The organism is Kribbella jiaozuonensis (genome assembly GCF_005233875.1).
GTDB classification, from domain to species: domain Bacteria; phylum Actinomycetota; class Actinomycetes; order Propionibacteriales; family Kribbellaceae; genus Kribbella; species Kribbella jiaozuonensis.
On record NZ_SZPZ01000002.1, the window covers coordinates 1,503,426 to 1,524,507 of the forward strand.

Here is a 21,082-nt window from a genome sequence, read left to right on the forward strand (position 1 = left end):
GTGAGACGGCTGTCCCTCATGATGATCATCATGTGTGCGTTAGACCACGTCGACCGAGCAGGAGTGCGGCGAGGACGGCGGCCAGGAACGCGCACACGGCAGCGCCGGCGAAGATCGCGTGAACTTGTGAAACGGCCGCGTCGCGGAGCGCGTCGACGAACGGGCGGCAGTTGCCGGGGGAGGACGGGCACAGCTCGTTCGGCGATTTGATGCCGTCGGCAATGGCGTAGTACCGCCGGAGCCCGATCGCGGTCAGCGCCGACACGCCGACGAGCATGCCGACCATCCGCGCGACGACCACCAGCGCGCTGACCAGGCCGTGGGCGTCGGCAGGTGTTGCGCCGAGCATGGCCGTGTTCAGCGGCGAGAGCGCAAGTCCGAACCCGAAACCGCACACCAGCAGTACGACGGTCGCCGGCCAGTGGTCGAGCGCCGTACGGCTCCAGAACGCCATCACCACGAACATCGCGCCGGACAACCCCAGCCCGGCCCCTGCGATCAGTCCGAGCCCGTAGCGGCGCGTCAGCCACCCACCGGCAACCGCGCCGACCGGCAGCGCGATCAGGAACCGCACGAGCACCAGTGCGGCCGCCAGCTGCCCACCGCCTTGGGTCGTGCGCGCAAAGACCGGTATGTCGACCAGCGCCGCGATCAGTGCACACCCGATGAGGAAGCTGACTACCAACGAGCCCCAGGCAGGACGGGCGCCCAGCAGACCACGAGGCACGATGGCCGCCGCCGTACGACGCTGCCATAGCGCGAACGCCACTGCGAAGACAGCAGCCGCGACAAGCAGCCACGGACCGGCGGGGGACATCAACTGACGTTCGGGGTCCGCCGTTGCGAAGGCCAGCACGACACCTGCGAGCGCGAGCGCGAGCAGCAGTGCGCCAAGCAGATCGACCTGCGACAGCACGCCGCCGAGGCGGCCGCGAGCCTGCCACAACACCAACCCGAGCCAGATGACTGCCAGCACGAGAGTCGCGACACCGATGGGCGTCAGCAGCCGGGAGGTTCCGGTGAAGGGTACGAAGGGCAGGCCGAGCGTGACACCGGACGCGAGCCGGTCGGGCGCCGTGAGCGTAAGCCCGAGCGCGACACAGGCTAGTAAGCCGACAACCGCAGACAGCGGTGGCCGGCGAACACCGCGCAGCAGCAGCGCGAGGACCACCGCGACTGTCAGGTTGAGCCAGAAGATGTAGCGCCAGTCGGCCACGGCGAGTACGGCGGCGCCGAGCAGCGGACCAAGGACCGACCCCAGCTCCTGCACCGCGCCGACCACGCCGAGCGGCAGCCCACGCCGGTCGGCCGGCCAGAGATCAGCAACCAGCGCGAGCGTCGCTGGAACGAGCCCACCACCACCGACCCCCTGAAGAAACCGGCCGGTTACCACTAGCGGCAGGTCGTACGCACCGGCAGTGATCAGCGACCCGACCGCAAAGAGCAGCAGCGCACCAACCAGCACAGGCGTCCGACCGACGACATCCGCGATCCGGCCGATCAACGGCAGCACGGCGATGTACCCGAGCAGGAAGCCCGAGATGATCGGCGCCGCCCGCTGTAGCTCGTCCGCGGACAGCCCGACGCCGGCCATCATGTCCGGCAACGCGAGCACCACGACGTACGTGTCCGCCGCAGCGAACGCGACCGCGATGGACGCCAGCGTCAGTCGCGTCCTCGCCGAGCTGTCGCTCACGGCTTGGTGATCTCGACCTTCTCGCCGTATTTGTCGAGGGTGACGTCGTAGCTGCTGGTGGCGCCGGAGTAGAACGGCCCGGTGATCGTGGCCGAGACGAGTTGCTTGGCGTCCTTGTCGATCTTGAACGTGCTCGGGAAGTCCTGGTCAGCGGGCGCCTTCGGGAAGATGCCCTGCAGGTCCTTGCCCTGGACCGAGCCGGTGACCTCGGTCAGCACCTTCGCGCCCTCGCGGGTCTCGCCCTTGATCTTGGGGTCCTTCATCGTCGGCAGGACCGCGGTCAGGCCCTTCGCCGGGTCGAGCAGGATCGCCGGGTCAGGCGCACCGAGCGAGGCCAGCTGCGACGGTGGGAGCTCGATATAGCTCGGCGTGAACGACAGCTTGGCGTACACCTTGCTGCCGACCGCGACCACCTGGGCGTCGATCGGCGCACCCGCGGACCGGACCGTCAGCTTGCCCTTGAATGCAGGCGCGTGCGTCGCGACGCCGTCACCGCTGGCCAACGTCTGCGCGTTGTCCGGCAGATCGCGCCCGGTGAGCACGATGTGCACGCTGGCCGCGTCGTCGATCGTCTTCTTGACGTCGGTCAGCAGCGCGACCGCGTCCCCGCCGGACTGCCCACCCCCGCCGCCGTCGTCCTTCTTGTCGCTGCATCCGGCCAGCGCAAGTACTACGACCGCGCCGAGCGCGAGCAGTCTCTTCACGGGGTCAGCCTGCCAGATCAGCAGCGCACGCAGCGATCGGCTGCGCGACCGGTACGCCGGAACCGTCCCGGCGCGGGTCGATCGGCGGGAGATCCACCGGAGCGCCACTGCTCGCGCTGGCCTTCACCGGCGCCGCACCGATGAAGCCGAGCAGCAGCCCGTCCTCACCCTTCAGCAGCCGCTGGCAGCGCACACCACCGGTCCCGCGACCCTTGCCCGGGTACTCGCTGAACGGCGTCACCTTCACCGCGCCGACCTCCGTCCCCGGCAGCGCCGACGACGAACCCGCGATCGTGACGACCTGCGCCTCCCGGCCGGCGTCGACGGCTCCGAAGAACACCACCTTCGCCTTCGCAGCAAGCCGAACACCGGCCATACCGCCTGCGGTCCGTCCCTGCGGCCGTACTGCGGACGCGGGGAAGTGCAGCAGTTGCGCGTCGGACGTGATGAAGCACAGCTCCTCCTCACCCGTGGACAGCTCGACCGCGCCGATGACCTCGTCGCCGTCCTTGAGCCCGATGATCTCCCACGAGTCGCGGTTGCTCAGGTGGTCCGGAAGGACCCGCTTCACCACGCCGCCCGTCGTACCGAGAGCAACACCGACCGAGTCGGGATCCATCGTCGTCAGCGCCAGCGCCTTCTCACCCGGCTCCAGCGACACGAATTCCGCGATCGGCGCGCCACCCTGCAAGTTCGGCGCGGCAGCGGTCGTCGGTACGGCGGGAAGGTCCAGCGACTCGAGCCGGATCAACCGGCCCGCGCTCGTGATCAGGCCGTACTGCCCGCGCGCCGTGCTCTTCACCGCGGACACGATCGCGTCGTGCTTCGCCCGCGCGTCGCCGCCGCCGAACGGCTCGACCCCGTTCGTCCGGGCGAGCAGCCCGGTCGAGCTCATCAGGATCCAGCACGGGTCGTCGCTGACCTCGAGCGGCACCGCGGCCGTCTTGGTCGCGCCGGACGACTCCAGCAGGACGGTCCGTCGCGGGGTGCCGTACGTCTTCGCGATCTCGGCGAGCTCGTCGGACACCGTCTTCTGCAGCAGCTTCGGGTCGTCGATGATCGCGGTCAGCGCCTCGATCTCACGCTCCAGCTCGCCCTTCTCGGTCTCCAACTCGAGCTTGGAGTACTTCGTCAGCCGGCGCAGCGGCATGTCCAGGATGTAGTTCGCCTGGATCTCGGACAGGTCGTAGATCTCGATCAGCCGGGACCGCGCCGCGGCCGAGTCGTCGCTGCTGCGGATGATCTGGATGACCTCGTCGATGTCGAGGATCGCGATCAGCATGCCCTCGACGATGTGCAGCCGGTCCTGCGCCTTCTTCCGGCGGAACTCGCTGCGCCGGCGGACCACGTCGTACCGGTGGTCGAGGTAGACCTCGAGGAGCTGCTTCAGGCCGAGCGTCCGCGGCTGGCCCTCGACCAGGCAGACGTTGTTGACGTGGAACGCGTCCTCGAGCGGGGTCAGCTTGTACAGCTGCTCCAGCAGCGCCTCGGGGACGAACCCGTTCTTGACCTCGATCACCAGCTGGGTGCCGTGGGTCCGGTCGGTCAGGTCCTTGACGTCGGCGATGCCCTGCAGCTTCTTCGCCTGGACCAGCGTCTTGATCTTCTCGATCACCTTCTCCGGGCCGACGGCGTACGGCAGCTCGGTGACGACGATGCCCTTGCGGCGCGGGGTGACGTTCTCGATCCGGGCGGTGGCGCGCATCTTGAAGCTGCCGCGGCCGGTCGCGTACGCGTCCTTGATGCCCTCCAGGCCGACGATCTTGCCGCCGGTCGGCAGGTCCGGCCCGGGCACGAACCGCATCAGGTCGTCGATGTCGGCGCTGGGCGTCTTGATCAGGTGCCGGAGCGCCTGGATCACCTCGACCAGGTTGTGCGGGGCCATGTTCGTGGCCATCCCGACCGCGATCCCGGTGGCGCCGTTGACCAGCAGGTTCGGGAAGGCGGCCGGCAGCACCGACGGCTCGTTCTCCTGGCCGTCGTAGTTCGGTTTGAAGTCGACGACGTTCTCGTCCAGGCCGGCCGTCATCGCCATCGCCGGCGGCGCCATCCGGCACTCGGTGTACCGCATCGCGGCCGGGCCGTCGTCGAGCGAGCCGAAGTTGCCGTGCGGGTCGATCAGCGGCACCCGCATCGACCAGGACTGCCCGGTCCGGACCAGGGCGTCGTAGATCGCGCCGTCGCCGTGCGGGTGGTACTTACCCATGACCTCACCGACGACGCGGGCGCACTTCACGTGCGAGCGGTCGGGGCGGATGTTGTTCTCCGCCATCGAGAACAGGATCCGCCGCTGCACCGGTTTCAGCCCGTCCCGCGCATCGGGCAGCGCGCGGGCGTAGATCACCGAGTAGGCGTACTCCAGGTAGCTGGTACGCATCTCGTCGGAGACGTCGATGTCGAGGATGCGCTCCTCGAAGTCTTCGGGTTCGGCGGTGCTGGTACGGCGTGCCATGCGGGTCTACGAGCTCCTCGATCAAACCGGTACGACGCCGCGACGGTCCGGCGCCGTACCCATTGTCCCTGGTCAACGGCTGTTTGCCCGGCCACGACCCACCCTTGCGCCGATGATCTCCGCCGTACCGGTCTATTCCATTACTGCGGAGGGCTGTGACCGGCGCAGGATGTACGTGGTCGGGGCCAGAGCGGACCCTACCGCCAGGATCAGACAAAGGCCGCCGATCCCCAGCAGTACACCCCACGGAACCGTGAACGGTACGTCGGCCAGCCCCGCGTTCATCGCGTGCCGGATCAGGACCCCGACCGTCACGGTGATCGCCGTACCGAGACTCAGCGCGACCGCTCCGACCAGCGATGACTCCCACAGCACCATCCGCCGGATCTGCGCCGGCGTCGCGCCGAGCAGCCGCGAGGTGACGAACTCGTGCCGCCGCTGCAGGCTGCCCATCAGCAGCGTGTTGGCGATCGCGATCGCGCTGTACAGCCCGGCCGGACCGAGCAGCAGGATCAGCCCGAACTGGTTCCCCTTGCGTACGCCGTCCGCCTGGTCGGCCTCCCAGTCCGCCGCCAGCTGCGCATTCGGCAACTGCTTCACCAGGCTCGCGGGATCGACGCCGTCGGCCGGCAGCACGAACTGGCGCTCGGGCTCGGCCTTCGGCGCGTGCTTGCGGGCCAGGTCGAGCGGGATCAGCAGCGACGCGTTCACACCGAACGCGTCCGTCACGATCGCCACCACCCGCAGCTTCACCGGCGTCCTGTCCACGAACACCAGCGGGATCTCGTCGCCGACCTTGTACCCCTCGAACCCGGACATTTCCTTGCCAATAGCAACCGTATTCCCGGTGAGCTGACCGACATCCCCGGACAGCGCGGTCAGATCCCGCGTCTGCGTGGCGACCGCCGGATCGATGCCCTCGACGTCCTCCAGCTCCGCATCATCCCGATCGATCCGCACCATCTGCAGCGGCACGGCGGCATCCACCGCTTTCACTCCAGGCCCTGCAACTGGCGCACCTCCGGTGACGACGATCGGCGCGCGGACGCCATCCCGGATCGTCGCTCCGGCACTGTCCGCGGCAAAGCTCAGGCTCAACACCATTGAGCCGGCCACGGCCGAGATCGCGAGGATGGGTGCGGCGAGCGACGCGCTTCGGCGTGGCGCGGCGACCACGTTGCTACGGGCCAGCCGACCGGACACGCGCGTCCACGCGACCAGCGGCAGCGCCCACAGTCGCCCGACCACCGGTACGACGAGCGGCGCGAGCAGCGTCAGCGCGATCACCATCACCATCGGCGTGAACATCGCCAGCGGTACGGCGCCGTCGCCGCTAGACGGCCGGATCAGCGACAGCATCGTGATCGCGCCGCCCATGAACAACAGGCCGAAGATGATCCTGACCACCCCGATCCGCGGCGGCTCGAGCGCAGCCTCCCGCAACGCATCGATCGGCCCGACCCGCCCAGCCCGCCTCGCCGCCGACCGCGCCCCGAGCATCGCGACCAGCAGCCCGGCCACAACAGCGATCGCCAGCGGCAACCACGGTGACGCCGGATCGAGTCTCACCGGCGCAAGCTCGGTGTACGACGCCTTCGCCAACAGGAGCGGGGTCGCGAGCTGAGCCGCGACCGCGCCGGTCAATGACGCAGCCAGTGCGACGACGAGCGCCTCGCCGAGGACCATCCGGCGGATCTGACGTGGAGTCGCGCCGATCAGTCGCAGCAGACCGATCTCCTGCCGGCGAGATGCGACCGCGAAGGCGAAGGTGCTGGCGATGACGAAGATCGTGATGAACCCGCTGATCGCCCCGACCATGTTCAGGACGACCTGCAGACCGGAGACGTCGGCGTCCGAGAACGGCACCCTGATCTGCCGAGGTGCTGCGTCGTCGCCGCCGAGCGTGGTAACTGTGATCGCGGACGCGGCCGGCCCGCGGTACGCGATGGTCGCTGCCGTGGCCGTCGCAGCCAGCCCGAGCAGGAAGACTCCGACGGCGAGCGCGACGAACGACCCGGCGTACAGCGACCGGTGGCGACTGACGGTCTGTCGGCTGAGGTAGAACATCATTGCTCCAGGTCGCTCATGGCCGCGGCGATCTGGGTCGGCGTGGCGCGGTCGAGGTGTCCGGCGAGCAGTCCGTCGGACAGGAACAGCACGCGCTCGGCGTACGCCGCCGCAACCGGGTCGTGGGTGACCATGACGACGGTCTGCCCGGCACGGTCGGTTGCTTCTCGCAACAGCGTGAGGACCTGACGGCTGGTGCCGCTGTCCAGCGCACCGGTCGGCTCGTCGGCGAAGAACACCGACGGCTGGGTGATCAGTGCGCGTGCGATCGCGACCCGCTGCTGCTGACCACCGGACAGCTCCGCCGGCCGCCGCTTCGCCTTGCCGTCCAGCCCGACCTGATCCAGCACCCGGTGTACGTCGTTCCGCGACGGCCGGCGTCCGGTCAGCCGGAGCGGCAGTGCGACGTTGTCGTACACGGTCAGCGACGGCAGCAGGTTGTACGCCTGGAAGACGAAGCCCATCTCCGCCCGGCGCAGTTTGGTCAGCTCGACCTCGTTCAGCCCGTTCAGCGTCACTCCATTGAGTACGACGCTGCCCGTGGTCGGCTGGTCGAGTCCGGCGGCGCACTGGAGCAGCGTCGACTTGCCGGAGCCGGATGGGCCCATGACGGCCGTGAACGAGCCGCGGGCGAAGTGGTACGTCACTCCGCGCAGCGCGTCGACCGCGCCGGCCTTGGAGCGGTACGTCTTGGTGATGCCGTCCAGCAGCAGCGCAGGCGGCTCGACTGGCGAGACGGTCGGGTACGAAGGCGCGGTAGCGGTCATGGAACCAGGCAACCGCGGAAGCGGGCACGAAACCCTGGCCCGTGGTGGAGACCTGGAGTAGCGCGCACGCTACCGCCCTCCGGGCTGGACCACATCTAGGCTTGAGAAGTGGAGAGACCGAAGACGGCGTGGGCGGCGCTCGCGTCGCCGCGCTATCTGATCTCGTCGTGGCCGTGGCGGAGCTACGCCTATCTCTTCACGTCTATCCCGGCCGGTGCGCTGGCGATCTGCGTGCTGGTGGGGCTGGCCGCGGTCAGCGCAGTACTCAGCCCGATCCTGATCGGTGTCCTGATGCTGACCGCATTCCCGCTGATCGGCGCTGCGATCGGCTGGGCCGAGCGCTGGCGGGCCGGGCTGATGCTGGTGGACGGCATCAGCAGCCCGCACGCGAAGCTGCCGCGTGGACTCACCGTCCGGCAGCGGCTCACCTTCCGACGCCGGGAGCAGGCGTCAATGCGGGCGCTGGGTTACAGCTTCGTGCTCGGCGTCTTCCTGTGGCTCGTGGGCGGGGCTTTCGCCGCCATGAGTGCGACGATCCTGCTGACCACGCTGGCCGCGCCGATCATCGCCGACAACGACGAGATGGGGATGGGGCCGTGGACGCTGGACTCGGCCTGGGAAGGGCTCATTTTCCTGGTCCTGTTCGGGCCGGTGTTCTACGCAGTCAGCTCGTACCTGCTCGGGGTGATCGCCGGCGCCGAGGCATCGCTCGCGAAGGCGATGCTCGGTCCGCGACAGGAGGAGCTGCAGCGCAATCTGGCCGAGCTACGGCGTTCGCGGCTCGATCTGGTCGACGCGTTCGAGACCGAGCGGGCGCGGATCGAGCGGCACCTGCACGACGGCGTACAGCAGCGGCTGGTCGGGCTGACGATGACGCTCGGGCTGGCTGAGCTGGACCTGCCCGACGGCGAGGGGCGGCGGCTGGTGGTCAAGGCGCATTCCGAGGCAGAGGCCGCGTTGGCCGACCTGCGGGCTGCAGTGCGGGGGATCCATCCGCGCGTCCTGGTCGACCACGGACTGGAGGCCGCCGTACGGGAGGTGGCGGACCGGATGCCGCTGCCGGTGACGGTGCAGCTGTCCACGACGCGCTTGCCACCGCCGATCGAGGCCGCGGCGTACTTCGTCGTGTCCGAGGCGCTCGCCAATGTCGCGAAGCACGCGCAGGCGACGAAGTGCGACGTGTCCGGCTGGGTGGATCGTGACCGGCTCGTCATCGCGATCCAGGACGACGGTATCGGCGGCGCACGTCTCGGTGCGGGGACCGGACTCACCGGGCTGGTGACGCGATTGGACGCTTTGGGCGGCACACTCGACGTCGACAGCCCACCCGGTGGGCCGACCCGACTGAGAATGGAGTGCCCGTGCCGACTCGGCGACTGAGCATTGTGCTGGCTGAGGACTCGCTGCTGTTGCGGGAGGGTTTGGCCAGCATTCTGGATCGCGCCGGGCACGACGTACGGGACACGGTAGGGGATGCCGACACGCTGCTGGCCGTCGTACGCAAGGACCCGCCGGACGTCGTGATTACCGACGTCCGGATGCCGCCCGGGCACTCCGACGAAGGCCTGCGCGCGGCTGCGGCGATCCGGGCGGAGCTGCCGGCGATCGGGATCCTGGTGCTCTCGCAGTACGTCGCGGACGCGTACCTCTCGACGTTGCTGGAGACAACGACCGGCGGGATCGGGTACCTGCTGAAGGACCGCGTCGGGCACGTCGCGGAGTTCCTCGAGTCGCTGGACCGGGTCGCGAACGGCGGGACCGTGGTCGACCCGGAGGTCGTACGTCAGCTGCTCGCCCGCCGGCGCAACGACGGGCCGCTGGCCGCACTCACGCCGCGCGAACTCGAGGTGCTCGCGCTGATGGCGGAGGGCCGGGTGAACGCGTCGATCGCGGAGCAGTTGGTGGTGAGTGAGGCCGCGGTCCGCAAGCATGTGGGAAACATTTTCGCCAAACTGCGGTTGGAAGATGGGTTGGACCGGCGCGTATCCGCGGTGCTGACCTACTTGAGGGGCTGAACATGGACGAGGCGATCCGGAAGATCCTGGCCGACTGCGACACATGGGCCGTGGTCGGGTTGTCGAACAACACGAGCCGGGCGGCGTACGGCGTGGCGCGGTTCCTGCAGAGTCACGGGAAGCGGATCGTGCCGGTGCACCCGTCCGCGGAGACCGTGCACGGCGAGCAGGGGTACGCGACGCTCGCGGACATCCCGTTCCCGGTCGACTGTGTGGACGTGTTCGTCAACTCCGACCTGGCCGGCGACATCGCGGACCAGGCGGTGGGAATCAACGCCAAGGCGGTGTGGTTCCAACTGGACGTAGTTGATCAGGACGCCTACGAGCGGACGACCGCGGCCGGACTCACGATGGTGATGAACCACTGCCCGGCGATCGAGTGGGGGCGTCTCGGACCATCGCTCTGAAAGGTTCTGATGTTCACGATTGACACCTCCACCGGCTTCGGCAAGCGGATCGCCCGCCAGCTCGACGACGAACGGATCGTCTGGCTGACCTCGGTCGCCAAGTCAGGTACGCCGGCTCCGACGCCGGTGTGGTTCCTCTGGTACGACGACGAGATCCTGATCGGCAGCGAGCCGGACAAGGCCAAGCTGCGCAACATCGCCGCCCACCCGCAGGTCAGCGTCAACTTCAACGCGACGCACACCGGGGGAGACGTCGGCGTCATCAGCGGTACGGCGGTGATCGAGAGCGCACCGATCAGCGGCGACGCCCTCACGGCGTACAACGCGAAGTACGCCGACGACATCGCTGGGCTGGGGATGACTCCGGATCAGTTCCACGCGTCGTACTCGGTCCTGATCCGGATCACCCCGGAGAAACTGAGAGGTTTCTAGTTGAGGTAGCCCTCGACGGTGTCGGCCGAACGGGCCTGGGCGTCGTCCGGGTTCTCGCCGAACTCACGCCGTGCCCGCCGCTGCCGGAGCAGGTCCCAGCACTGGTCCAGCTCGACCTCGACAGCCTTCATCCGCGCGTGCTCGTCGGCGTCGCTGATCTGCCCGGCGGCGTGCTTGGCCCGGAGGTCCTTCTCCTCCGCGACCAGGTCGTCGATCCGCCCGATGATGCTCTTGTCGTCGCTCATGAGCAAAATGTACGCCGCTACTTGAAGTCGGCCTCGTCGTAGGTGTTCCCGGCGCCGCTCTCGACCTTCGCCGCCTCGTCCGCGCGGAGCTCGACCCGCCGGATCTTGCCGGAGATCGTCTTCGGCAGGTCGGCGAACTCGAGGCGGCGGATCCGCTTGTACGGCGCGAGGTGCTCGCGGCAGAACGCCAGGATCTCCCCGGCCAGCTCCCGCGACGGCTCGTGCCCGGCCGCGAGGACGACGTACGCCTTGGGCACGGCGAGGCGGACCGGGTCCGGGGACGGTACGACGGCCGCCTCGGCGACCGCGGGATGCTCGATCAGCACCGACTCGAGCTCGAACGGCGAGATCCGGTAGTCGCTCGCCTTGAAGACATCGTCCGAGCGGCCGACGTACGTGATGTACCCGTCCGCGTCCCGGCTCGCGACGTCGCCGGTGTGGTAGTACCCGTTGCGCATCACCTCGGCGGTCAGCTCGTCCGCGTCGCGGTAGCCGCGCATCAGCGGGACCGGCGCCGGCGCCAGCTCGATGCAGATCTCGCCGTCGTCACCGATCACGTCACTGGCCGGATCGATGAGCGCGATGCTGTACCCGGGCAGCGGCCGGCCCATCGAGCCGAGTTTCACCGGCTGACCGGGTGTGTTGCCGATCTGCGCGGTCGTCTCGGTCTGGCCGTACCCGTCCCGGATAGTGATGTCCCAGGCGTTGCGAACCTGCTCGATGACCTCGGGGTTCAGCGGCTCACCGGCCGAGATGCACTCGCGGATCTGTACGTCGACCGCGGACAGGTCGGCCTGGATCAGCATCCGCCACACGGTCGGCGGTGCGCAGAACGTGGTCACGCCGTACTCCTGCAGGACCTGCAGCATCCGCTCCGCGTTGAAGCGCGTGTAGTTGTAGAGGAAGACGGTGGCACCGGCGTTCCACGGCGCGAACACGTTGCTCCACGAGTGCTTGGCCCAGCCTGGTGAAGACACGTTCAGGTGTACGTCGCCGGGCTGCAGGCCGATCCAGTACATCGTCGACAGGTGGCCCAGCGGGTAGCTGACCTGCGTGTGCTCGACCAGCTTCGGCTGACTCGTCGTACCGGAGGTGAAGTACAGCAGGAGCGAGTCGTCGGCGGCCGTGTCGACCTCGGGGACAGGACCTTCGTAGCTCTCGGTGTCGGCGTACCGCAGCCAGCCGTCAGCTTCGGCGCCGACGGCGACGCGGATGCAGTGGTCCGCGATCCCGGCGTACCGGCCGGCGTCAGCGCCACTGGTCACGACTGCGCGGACGTTGCCGCGGGGGATGCGGTCGGCGAGGTCGGCGTCGGTGAGCAAGGTGGTCGCGGGGATCATCACCGCGCCGGCCCGGATGCAGCCGAGCATCGTCTCCCAGAGCTCGACCTGGTTGCCGAGCACGATCAGCACCCGATCGCCCGGCTTCAGGCCGGCCTCGGTGAGCCAGCTGGCGACCTGGCGGGACCGCTCGGCCATCTCGGCGTACGTCCGGGAGGTGACTTGCCCGTCTTCCTCGACGATCGTCAGCGCGGCCACCTCGGCCTGCTCGACCGCCAGCGCGTCGAACCAGTCCCGCGCCCAGTTGAACCGCTCGAACGCCGGCCAACTGAAGTCCCGGTACGCCGTCTCGTAGTCGTCCCGATGCGCCACGAGGAAGTCCCGCGCCTCACGGAACTCCCGGGTCACCGCCGAGGTGCTCTGCTCCGTCGCCATGTCGCGCACATTACCCATTCAGTGCCAAAACAGCTCCTGTCACGACAAGTGGCGTGAGGATGAGACCGCGCCACAGGAACGACCACCACGAGATGTCCACCCGGGCGGCGTCGCAGCGCGCCCGCCACAGCAGCGTCGCCAGCGAGCCCCACAACGTCAGCAGGCACCCGCAGTTCACGCCGATCAGCAGTGCCATCATCCGGTGCGGGCTGCTGGACGCGACCGGCTCCATCGCGATGTACGCCGGGAGGTTGTCGAACAGGTTCGCCCCGACGGACGCAGTCGCGCTCAGCCGCAGCTCGGACGTGGTCCCCGCGACGCGCCGGAGCAGATCCTCGAGCCCGTGGGCGCTGAGGAACCCGACCACCGTGAACAGCACGACGACCGTGATGACGAGCTTGTACGGGATCAGCGACCACCGCAGCACGTCGCGCCGCCGGACCGCGAACAACACGACCAGCACGATCGCCCCGATGCTCGCCGGGTACGCGACCTCGACGCCCGACACGAACGCAGGCCCCAGCAGCACACACACGCCCGCTGAGCCCCAGAACAGCACCTTGTCCTCGACCGGCGGCGTCGGCGGTACGGCGTACTTCCGGCGCAGGTCCCGGTGGAAGAGGACCGCGAGTACGACGACCGTGATCAGGATCGACGCGATCGCGGGACGCCAGCTGACCGAGATGAAGGAGGTGTCCAACTGGCGGAACTGATGGAGGGCGAGCAGGTTCGTGAGATTGGACACGGGCAGTAGCAAGGACGCCGTACCAGCCAGCCAGACCGTGGTGAACGCGAACAGCTTCGGCGGGATCTCCAGCTGGCGAGCCATCGACAGCACGACCGGCGTCAGCAGCACCGCGCAGGTGTCCAACGACAGCACGATTGTGAGCCCGGTGGCGAGCGCGACGACCAGCAGCCAGAGCCGCCAGACCCGGCCGCGGGCGAGGTGCGCGGCCTCCCGCGCCGCGACGTCGAACACCTTGGCCTGGTCGGCCAGCTCGGCGATGACGGTCACGGCGATCAGGAAGACCAGCACCGGCGCGATGCGCTCGACCAATATTCACGACCTCCGGGATGACTGTTTGAGTACGCTTGCCAGGTGCCGGACCAGTATGACCACGAGCTGCCGGACGGCTATCCGGCGGAGTACGAGGCCGATGTCGTCCTGCGGGACGGCGCGACCGCGCATCTGCGTCCGATCACGCCCTCCGACGCGGAGCTGCTGGTGGCGTTCTACGCCCGGGTGTCCGAGCAGTCGAAGTACTACCGCTTCTTTGCCCCGTACCCACAGCTATCCGATCGCGATGTGGCGAGGTTCACCACCGTCGACTACCACGACCGGCTCGCCCTGATCGTCACGGTCGGTGACGAGATGATCGGCGTCGGTCGGTACGAGCGGACCGGACGGCATACGGCAGAGGTCGCGTTCCTGATCGAGGACGCGCACCAGGGCCGCGGCCTCGGGCAGCTGTTCCTCGAGCACCTGGCCCAGGCGGCGCGCGAGAACGGCATCCACCGGTTCGTCGCCGAAGTACTGCCGGACAACCGGAAGATGATCACGGTCTTCGCCGAGGCCGGGTACAAGGTCGCGCGGGAGTTCGAGGACGGCGTGATCGTGGTCGAGTTCGACATCGCGCCGACCGACACGTCGTTCGGGGTGATGCAGGCCCGCGAGCAGCGCTCCGAGGCGCTGTCGATCGCACGACTGCTGACCCCGTCGTCGGTGGCCGTGATCGGCGCGAGCCGGCGCGAAGGCACGATCGGCAACGCGCTGCTCCGCAACCTCCGCGACGGCGGCTTCCCCGGCCGGCTGTATGCCGTGAACACCGACACCAAAGCTGACGAGATCGAGGGCGTCCCGGCGTACCCGACGATCCGTGAGGTGAGCGACACGGTCGACCTGGCGGTGGTCGCGGTCAAGGCGGAGATGGTCGCGGACGTCGTGCTGGACTGCGCGGCGAAGGGCGTGCGCGGGCTGGTCGTGGTGTCCAGCGGGTTCGCCGAGATCGGCGACGAGGGCCGGAAGCGGCAGCGGTACCTGGTCGGGCTCGCGCGCTCGTACGGCATGCGCGTGATCGGGCCGAACGCGCTCGGCGTCATCAACACCGCGGCCGGGGTCTCGCTGAACGCCACGCTGTCACCGCTGATGCCGAGCAAGGGCCGGGTCGCGTTCTTCTGCCAGTCCGGCGCGCTCGGCGTACCGATCCTGGCCGACATGGTCGGTCGTGGTCTTGGTCTGTCGACCTTCGTCTCGGCCGGGAACAGGGCCGATGTGTCGGGCAACGACCTGATGCAGTTCTGGTACTCCGACGAGGCCACCGAGGTCGTCCTGCTGTATCTCGAGTCGCTCGGCAACCCGCGCAAGTTCAGCCGGGTGTCGCGCCGGCTGGCGGGGCGGAAGCCGGTGATCGCGCTGAAGTCCGGCCGGGCCACCCAGGGCGTGCCGGTCGGCCAGATGATCCGGCGCAGTAAGTTGCCCCCAGCAACCGTCGAGTCGTTGTTCCGGCAGAGCGGCCTGATCGGCGTGGACACCACCGGCGAGCTGTTCGACGTCGCCCAACTGCTCGCGCACCAGCCGCTGCCGAAGGGCCGCCGGGTCGCAATCGTCTCGAACTCCGATGCCCTGACACTGCTCGCGCTGGACACCATGGCGGGTTGCGGGCTCGACACGGCCGGCGAGCCGCGGAACCTGAGCGCGGACGCGACCGCATCGGACTTCGGTGTGGCCCTGTCCGAGGTGTTCGCCGACGACCGGGTGCATTCGGTCGTGGTCATCTACACGCCGCCGGTCCAGTCGAACGGCGGCGAGGTCGCGCAGGTGCTCGCCGCGGCGGCAGCCGACTCGGACAAGCCGGTGGTGTCGACGTTCCTCGCCTCCCGAAGCGTGCCCGCCGAGCTGCAGGTGCCTGACGAGGACGGTGGTGCCGCGCGCGGATCGATCCCGTCGTTCCTCAACCCGCAGTACGCCGTCGGTGCGCTCGCGAAGGCAACGCAGTACGCCGAGTGGCGCCGGCGCTCAGACAGCCGGATCCCGGACCTGCCGGATGTGGACACCGCCGGGGGAGAGGACTTCGTCGCGGAGTTCCTGCAGCGGCATCCGGGCGGCGCTGATCTCGATGAGGCGGATCGGCAGCGGCTGCTGAGTTTCTACGGGATCAGTGTGCTGCCGGCGTTCCCGGTGCTGAGCGCGGACGAGGCGGTCGACCGGGCGGCGGATCTTGGGTTCGAGGTGATCCTGAAGGCGACCGCGGAGCAGTGGCGGATGCGGCCCGACCTGGCTGATATCTGGCGGCACATCCACGACGAGGACGACATGCGGGCGGCCTGGGCGGAGATGACCCAGATGTTCGGGGTCGCGTCGGATCCGGGGCGGGCGCAGTTCGTCGTACAGAAGATGGCGCCGCCCGGGGTGCCGGTGGTGATCTCGACGATCGAGGACGTGTCGTTCGGGCCGGTGGTGACCTTCGGGTTGTCCGGGGTGGCGACGGATCTTCTCGGCGACCGGTCGTACCGGATGCCGCCACTGACCACGCGGGACGCGGCCGAGATGGTCCGCGAGGTCAAGGCGTCGCCCTTGTTGTACGGCTATCGCGGCTCGGACCCGGTTGACATCTCCGCGATCGAAGACCTGCTCCACCGGGTCTCCCGGCTGACCCTCGACCTCGAGGAGGTCGTCCGCCTCGACCTGCGCTCGGTCCTGGTCTCCGCCGAGGGCGCCTGCGTCCTCGACACCACCGTCCGCATCGCCCCGAACGAGAAGCCACGTCAGGACACTCCCGCCCGTCGGCTCACCTGACCCGCGCGGTCACCCCGTGCGCGTGTAGATGCCGTTCTCTCGCGTCAGGAACCTGGTGTCCACCAACTGCCGCCGCAGCGCGGCATGGTCGGGGTGCCAACGGTTGAGGATCTCGTTGACCTCGGTCTCCGGGTAGCTGCGGCCGACCTCGAAGTTCTGCGCCAGGTACTCGAGCACGATCCGGAACTTGTCCGGGTACGTCGGGAAATGCGTCAGCCGCCCGTCCCGGATGAACGACTTCAGCACGTTGTCGCGCTCCGGATCCGGGTCCAGCGGCAGGCGCTCGGGACGGCTCTCGCGGACGGCGTCCTTGAACGCCGCCTCGTCCGCGGTGAACCCGTCGCGAGTGGCCTCGATCAGCCCGCCCTTGGTCAGCCGCTGCAGTGCCTTCACCACGACCGGCGCGGCGAGTCCGGTGCTCCCGGCAACCTGCTCGGGGGTGGAGGCGCCGAGGACGATCGCGGAGTACGTCCGCAACCTCGACGGTTCGGCCAGCAGACCACAGAGCTGATCGGCGTTCATACATTTCACGCTAACGTTCACCGCAACCGGATTATGATCCGCAGCATGCAACCTGGTCCGCACAATGCGATCACCGATGTCCCTGGAGTGCTTGTCGGTCAGGTGGAGCGCGTCGATGCGCCGTACCTCACCGGCACCACTGTCATCCACGTTCCGACCACCGCTGTCGCCGGTGTCGATGTCCGCGGTGGAGCGCCGGGCACGCGGGAGACGGACCTGCTCTCGCCGGTGAACTCGAACGGCGGTGTGAACGCGATCGTGCTGACCGGCGGAAGCGCGTTCGGACTGGACACCGCCGGCAGCGTGATGCGCTGGCTGGAGGAGCGCGGTGAGGGCGTCCGGGTCGGCCAGGGCGAGTACGACGTGGTGCCGATCGTGCCGGCTGCGGTGATCTTCGACCTCGCCCGCGGCGGCGACTTCAAGGCCCGGCCGGAGCCGTCCTGGGGAGTGGACGCGATCGCCGCCGCATCCGACGGATCGGTTGCCCTGGGCAACCACGGCGCCGGGGCTGGGGCCCGGGCCCGCTCGCTGAAGGGCGGCGTCGGCTCGGCCAGCGTCCGGCTCGACGACGGTACGACGGTCGGCGTACTGGTGATCGTCAACGCGGCCGGCTCGACCGTCGACGCCGACGGGAACCTGTACGGCGCGCGGTTCGGGATCGGTGACGAGTTCAGCCACCTGCGTACTCCGGTCGAGCCGCCGCCACCGGCCGCGCCCGGTCGCAACCTGATCCCGGGGCCGTCGATGAACACGGTGATCGCCATGGTGGCCACCGACGTACCGCTCGACAAGGCGGCGACGAAGCGGATGGCGATGGTCGCGCACGACGGGCTGGCGCGGGCGATCGATCCGATCCACACGCTTGTCGACGGTGACAGCATCTTCGCGTTGTCGACCCGGTTGCCGGACGACGACCGGCCCCGGCTGAGCGTGACCGATCCGATGGCGCTGGGGCAGCTGGAGACGCTCTACGCGGCCGGTGCGCGGACGCTGTCGCGGGCGATCGTGCACGCGATGCTCAACGCCGAGTCGGTGGAGACGCCGGGCGGCACGATCCCGAGCTATCGGGACGCGTTTCCGTCAGCGTTCCAGGCCTGACGTACGACTTGAGTCGTACGCCGGTGCGCCGAAAGGCATCGGAAGACGACGGTAAGACCGGTCTGCAGGCCGACGATCGCGGGCGGCGTACGCGGAAGGCTCTGGGCTATGAACTTCCAGAGTCCCCAGTCGCAGGTCGTGCTCTCCGGTCATGGCCTGGTCAAGCATTACGGCAGCGTGGTCGGCCTGGCCGGCGTGGACGTTGCTGTCCGGTCCGGCGAGGCGCTCGCAGTCATGGGCCCGAGCGGCAACGGCAAGACCACGCTGCTGCATGTACTGGCCGGAATCCTCACGCCGGACCAGGGGGAGGTGTGGCTCGGCGGTGAACGCGTGGACCAACTGAACGATGCCGCCCGGACAGTACTGCGTCGGCGTCGGCTCGGCTTCGTGTTCCAGGACAACCAACTACTCGCCGAGCTGCCCGCTGATGAGAACGTGGCGCTCCCGTTGATGGTGGACGGTCTGAGCCGTCGGGACGCGATCGGCCGGGCGCGGAACATGCTGGCGCAGGTGGGCCTCGCCGCTGAGGTTGGTCGGCGTCCTGGTGAGCTATCTGGTGGTCAGGCGCAACGAGTCGCGATTGCCCGTGCCCTGGTCGGCGAACCGCAGGTGGTGTTCGCCGACGAGCCAACCGGCGCTCTGGACGCAGCCACCGGCTCCCAGGTCATTGACCTGCTGGTCGGCGCCGCCACCTACCGCGGCGCCGCAGTAGTAGTCGTCACCCACGACAACGCCGTGGCAGCCCGCTGCCACCGAGTCCTCCACATCGTCGATGGCCGCGTGGGCGACGCACCGGGCGTCGGCCCGCTCCCCGGTGGTCCGCTCGGAAGCGGGGTCGTGCGATGAATCCGATGACTGATCTCGGCCTGCGCTTCGTCCGTCGGCCTGGGCCCGGTGGCCGGGCCGCCAACCTGGCAGCGCTCGGTGCGACGGCGGTCGTCGCACTCCTCGTCACCTTCCTGATCGCCGGCTCACTCGGACTCTCGCACCGGTCGGAGCGCATCGGCTGGCGGAGTGCGGACAAGGCCGACCCGGCGACCGCGATCGGTGCCTTGAACCTCGACGACGACCAGCGCGTGGACGGTCACCGCCTGAGCGTCCTCGGCCTCGCCACACTCAAGCCCAACGAACTCCCGCCACCACCCGGCCTCGACCACACCCCGAAGCCCGGCGAGGTCTTCGTCTCGCCCGAGGTCGCCAAGCACTGGCCCAGCCTCAGCACGAAGTACGGCGTTGCGCAGCCGACCGGCGTGATCAGCGCGAAGGGGCTGTCCTCGCCGGAAGAGTTCATCGTCATCCGCGGCGTCCAAACGATCCCGGCCGACGAGCACCCGCAGTACGTGAGCAGCTGGAACGAGAAGGTCTGGGACAGCCGTATGGTCGGCCTGTTGATCGCCGTGGCCTTCGGCATCACGCTGGTGCTGTTCCCGATCCTCAGCCTCGTCGGCCAAGCCGCAGGTGTCGCCGCCAAGCGCCGCGAACACAGACTGGCCGCACTGCGTCTCGCAGGCGCCACACGGACGCAGGTCCTTTGGCTGAGCGCTGTAGAGCAGGCCGTCCTAGCCCTGGCCGGCGCAGTGGTCGGACTGGTCGGCTACACCGTTCTCAGTCCACTGATCGCCCGCATCCCGCTCGGCGGCGGACGCTGGTACGTCGGTGACATCACCGTCAACTGGTGGACGGTCCTCGTCGTCCTGGTCGCCGTACCCGTTCTGTCTGTAGTGAGCGCGCTGATCGGACTCGGCCGCGTCAGCATCACCCCGCTGGGCGTTGTCCGCGGCCAGACCCGCAAGGGCGTCAGCGTCCTGCGCATCGGCTTGCTGGTCATCGGTCCGGTCATCCTGGCGTACTACGGGATGCAGGCAGCTCTCCTGCCCTTGCTGATCGGTGTCGGGTTCGCTGCGCTCGCCGTGCGCGTCATCGGCCCGTTCGCAGTACAGGTGGTCGGCAAGACGATGGCGAACCTGGCAAACGGTCCCGTGACGTTGCTGGCCGGTCGCAGGCTTGTGGACGACCCGAAGGGCGCCTTCCGTCCGGTGGCGGCGCTGGTGCTGTCCGGCTTCGTCACCGGCTTCATCTCGGTGTTCATGCCGCCCGGTGACGACGACCCGAGCTTCCACGACATGCGGATCGGTGTAGCGCTCCTGCTCTCGCTGGTGTTCCTGACGGTTGCAGCGTCGACGGCAGCCGGGGCGGTTGGTACTGCGCTGGATCAGGCGGCTCCGGCGCGAGCGCTGCGTCGGTCCGGCGTACCGCTGAAGGTGATCGAGCGGTCGGCGCGGGTTGCGGCCGTCGTACCGGTGATCGGGGTCGGGCTGCCGGTCGTCGGGTTCGGTGCGCTCTGCGGGCTGGCACTCGGCGGCGGCAAGGTCATCACGCAGGGCAACTCCGGCGTACTGCTACTGATCGGGCAGGTGGTGGCCGGTCTGGTCCTCGTCGCGGTCGCCGGCGCCGCCGGTGCGCCGGTCCTGCGGAAGGCGAGCGCGAACTGAGCGTGGTTGTCCACAAGGGTCGAACGCTCGGGGTCGCGATCGTGCAAGGATGGGCTGCATGCGTGACCTGAATGCACCGGAGCTCGCGGACGCATCCGCGGACCTGCGCGAGGCGATAGATCGGTGCGGCTACTACCCCGACGTGGTGACCGATTCGCTCGAGGTGGCGATCGCCGGCGAGCCGATCCGGGCCTACGTGCTGCAGCACGAGCCGACGTTCGACCGCGACGAGGTCCGGCGGCACATCACGATCCTGGCGCTGACCCCGAGCCGGCTGATCGTCGGCCACACCGACGAACACGCCGCCGACGAACTCATCCGCGCGCCGTACGCGTCGACCTCCACCGAGGCGATCCCGCTGCACCGGGTGAACGCCGTGGTCGTGAACCGCGTCGTCCCGAATCCGGCCGGCTACGCCTCGGGCAAGGCCGACCCGGCCGTGGCCGGCGCCGGCGAGGTCGTGCTGACGATCGGCTGGGGCATGGTCAACCGGATCGACCTCGAGCCGGCCGTCTGCGCCGACCCGAACTGCGAGGCCGACCACGGGTACACCGGCTCGGTCGCGGCCGACGACATCTCACTGCGGATCAGCGCGGCAGCCGACGGCCCGGCCGGCATCCAGCAGGTGCTCGAGTTCGCCAAGGCACTGTCCTTCGCGACCACCAGGTAGTGCC

At 69.0% G+C, this 21,082-nt stretch carries 18 protein-coding genes; 9 read left to right on the plus strand and 9 right to left on the minus strand.

Annotated elements, in window-relative coordinates:
- Window positions 1–28: 28 nt before the first annotated feature.
- The 5 genes from FDA38_RS18760 to FDA38_RS18780 form a co-directional block, all read right to left on the minus strand.
- On the minus strand, window positions 29–1,696 hold the full coding sequence (locus tag FDA38_RS18760; RefSeq protein ID WP_137255292.1) for an MFS transporter: 1,668 nt from the start codon (window positions 1,694–1,696) through the stop codon (window positions 29–31).
- The gene (locus FDA38_RS18765) at window positions 1,693–2,400 is read right to left on the minus strand and encodes an LppX_LprAFG lipoprotein (protein WP_137255293.1); all 708 of its coding nucleotides are present in this window, start codon (window positions 2,398–2,400) and stop codon (window positions 1,693–1,695) included. The genes FDA38_RS18760 and FDA38_RS18765 overlap by 4 nt, the downstream gene beginning before the upstream one ends.
- 4 nt (window positions 2,401–2,404) lie before the next feature.
- The gene (locus tag FDA38_RS18770; protein ID WP_137255294.1) at window positions 2,405–4,852 is read right to left on the minus strand and encodes a DNA gyrase/topoisomerase IV subunit A; all 2,448 of its coding nucleotides are present in this window, start codon (window positions 4,850–4,852) and stop codon (window positions 2,405–2,407) included.
- Between the two features lie 132 nt (window positions 4,853–4,984).
- Window positions 4,985–6,919: an FtsX-like permease family protein gene (locus tag FDA38_RS18775; protein ID WP_137255295.1), complete on the minus strand. Its 1,935-nt coding sequence runs from the start codon at window positions 6,917–6,919 to the stop codon at window positions 4,985–4,987.
- The gene (locus FDA38_RS18780; protein WP_137255296.1) at window positions 6,919–7,686 is read right to left on the minus strand and encodes an ABC transporter ATP-binding protein; all 768 of its coding nucleotides are present in this window, start codon (window positions 7,684–7,686) and stop codon (window positions 6,919–6,921) included. Before FDA38_RS18780 ends, FDA38_RS18775 begins: the two co-directional genes overlap by 1 nt.
- A gap of 108 nt (window positions 7,687–7,794) precedes the next feature.
- On the opposite strand from FDA38_RS18780, the gene FDA38_RS18785 reads away from it, so the two are divergent.
- The 4 genes from FDA38_RS18785 to FDA38_RS18800 are packed head-to-tail and all read left to right on the plus strand — an operon-like array spanning window position 7,795 to window position 10,540.
- Window positions 7,795–9,066: a sensor histidine kinase gene (locus FDA38_RS18785; protein WP_137255297.1), complete on the plus strand. Its 1,272-nt coding sequence runs from the start codon at window positions 7,795–7,797 to the stop codon at window positions 9,064–9,066.
- Complete coding sequence (locus FDA38_RS18790) at window positions 9,048–9,701, plus strand: response regulator transcription factor (protein WP_137255298.1); 654 nt, start codon at window positions 9,048–9,050, stop codon at window positions 9,699–9,701. The genes FDA38_RS18785 and FDA38_RS18790 overlap by 19 nt, the downstream gene beginning before the upstream one ends.
- Before the next feature lie 2 nt (window positions 9,702–9,703).
- Window positions 9,704–10,108 (plus strand): CoA-binding protein, encoded by a 405-nt coding sequence (locus FDA38_RS18795; protein ID WP_170989784.1) that lies wholly within the window; start codon window positions 9,704–9,706, stop codon window positions 10,106–10,108.
- Between the two features lie 9 nt (window positions 10,109–10,117).
- Window positions 10,118–10,540 (plus strand): TIGR03667 family PPOX class F420-dependent oxidoreductase, encoded by a 423-nt coding sequence (locus FDA38_RS18800; protein ID WP_137255300.1) that lies wholly within the window; start codon window positions 10,118–10,120, stop codon window positions 10,538–10,540.
- On the opposite strand, the gene FDA38_RS18805 is transcribed toward FDA38_RS18800, so the two are convergent.
- From FDA38_RS18805 to FDA38_RS18815, 3 genes are read right to left on the minus strand one after another with little or no spacing between them, the layout of a single operon-like run.
- A complete protein-coding gene (locus FDA38_RS18805; RefSeq protein ID WP_137255301.1) occupies window positions 10,537–10,785 on the minus strand; it encodes a DUF2630 family protein in 249 nt (82 codons plus the stop codon). The genes FDA38_RS18800 and FDA38_RS18805 overlap by 4 nt on opposite strands.
- 17 nt (window positions 10,786–10,802) lie before the next feature.
- Window positions 10,803–12,500: an AMP-binding protein gene (locus tag FDA38_RS18810; protein ID WP_137255302.1), complete on the minus strand. Its 1,698-nt coding sequence runs from the start codon at window positions 12,498–12,500 to the stop codon at window positions 10,803–10,805.
- Between the two features lie 10 nt (window positions 12,501–12,510).
- Window positions 12,511–13,557 (minus strand): ArsB/NhaD family transporter, encoded by a 1,047-nt coding sequence (locus FDA38_RS18815; protein ID WP_233714787.1) that lies wholly within the window; start codon window positions 13,555–13,557, stop codon window positions 12,511–12,513.
- Window positions 13,558–13,599: 42 nt separating this feature from the next.
- Here FDA38_RS18815 and FDA38_RS18820 point away from each other — a divergent pair, with 42 nt between their 5' ends.
- Complete coding sequence (locus FDA38_RS18820; RefSeq protein ID WP_170989785.1) at window positions 13,600–16,296, plus strand: bifunctional acetate--CoA ligase family protein/GNAT family N-acetyltransferase; 2,697 nt, start codon at window positions 13,600–13,602, stop codon at window positions 16,294–16,296.
- Between the two features lie 9 nt (window positions 16,297–16,305).
- On the opposite strand, the gene FDA38_RS18825 is transcribed toward FDA38_RS18820, so the two are convergent.
- The gene (locus FDA38_RS18825; protein ID WP_137255305.1) at window positions 16,306–16,818 is read right to left on the minus strand and encodes a DUF2087 domain-containing protein; all 513 of its coding nucleotides are present in this window, start codon (window positions 16,816–16,818) and stop codon (window positions 16,306–16,308) included.
- 45 nt (window positions 16,819–16,863) lie between these two features.
- Here FDA38_RS18825 and FDA38_RS18830 point away from each other — a divergent pair, with 45 nt between their 5' ends.
- From FDA38_RS18830 to FDA38_RS18845, 4 genes are all read left to right on the plus strand, one after another.
- Window positions 16,864–17,916 (plus strand): P1 family peptidase, encoded by a 1,053-nt coding sequence (locus FDA38_RS18830; RefSeq protein ID WP_137255306.1) that lies wholly within the window; start codon window positions 16,864–16,866, stop codon window positions 17,914–17,916.
- 108 nt (window positions 17,917–18,024) lie between these two features.
- Window positions 18,025–18,762, plus strand: a complete 738-nt coding sequence (locus FDA38_RS18835) for an ABC transporter ATP-binding protein (protein ID WP_170989786.1) — start codon at window positions 18,025–18,027, stop codon at window positions 18,760–18,762.
- On the plus strand, window positions 18,759–20,408 hold the full coding sequence (locus FDA38_RS18840; protein ID WP_137255307.1) for an FtsX-like permease family protein: 1,650 nt from the start codon (window positions 18,759–18,761) through the stop codon (window positions 20,406–20,408). Before FDA38_RS18835 ends, FDA38_RS18840 begins: the two co-directional genes overlap by 4 nt.
- Before the next feature lie 58 nt (window positions 20,409–20,466).
- On the plus strand, window positions 20,467–21,078 hold the full coding sequence (locus FDA38_RS18845) for a DUF5998 family protein (RefSeq protein ID WP_137255308.1): 612 nt from the start codon (window positions 20,467–20,469) through the stop codon (window positions 21,076–21,078).
- The last annotated feature ends 4 nt before the right edge of the window (window positions 21,079–21,082 follow it).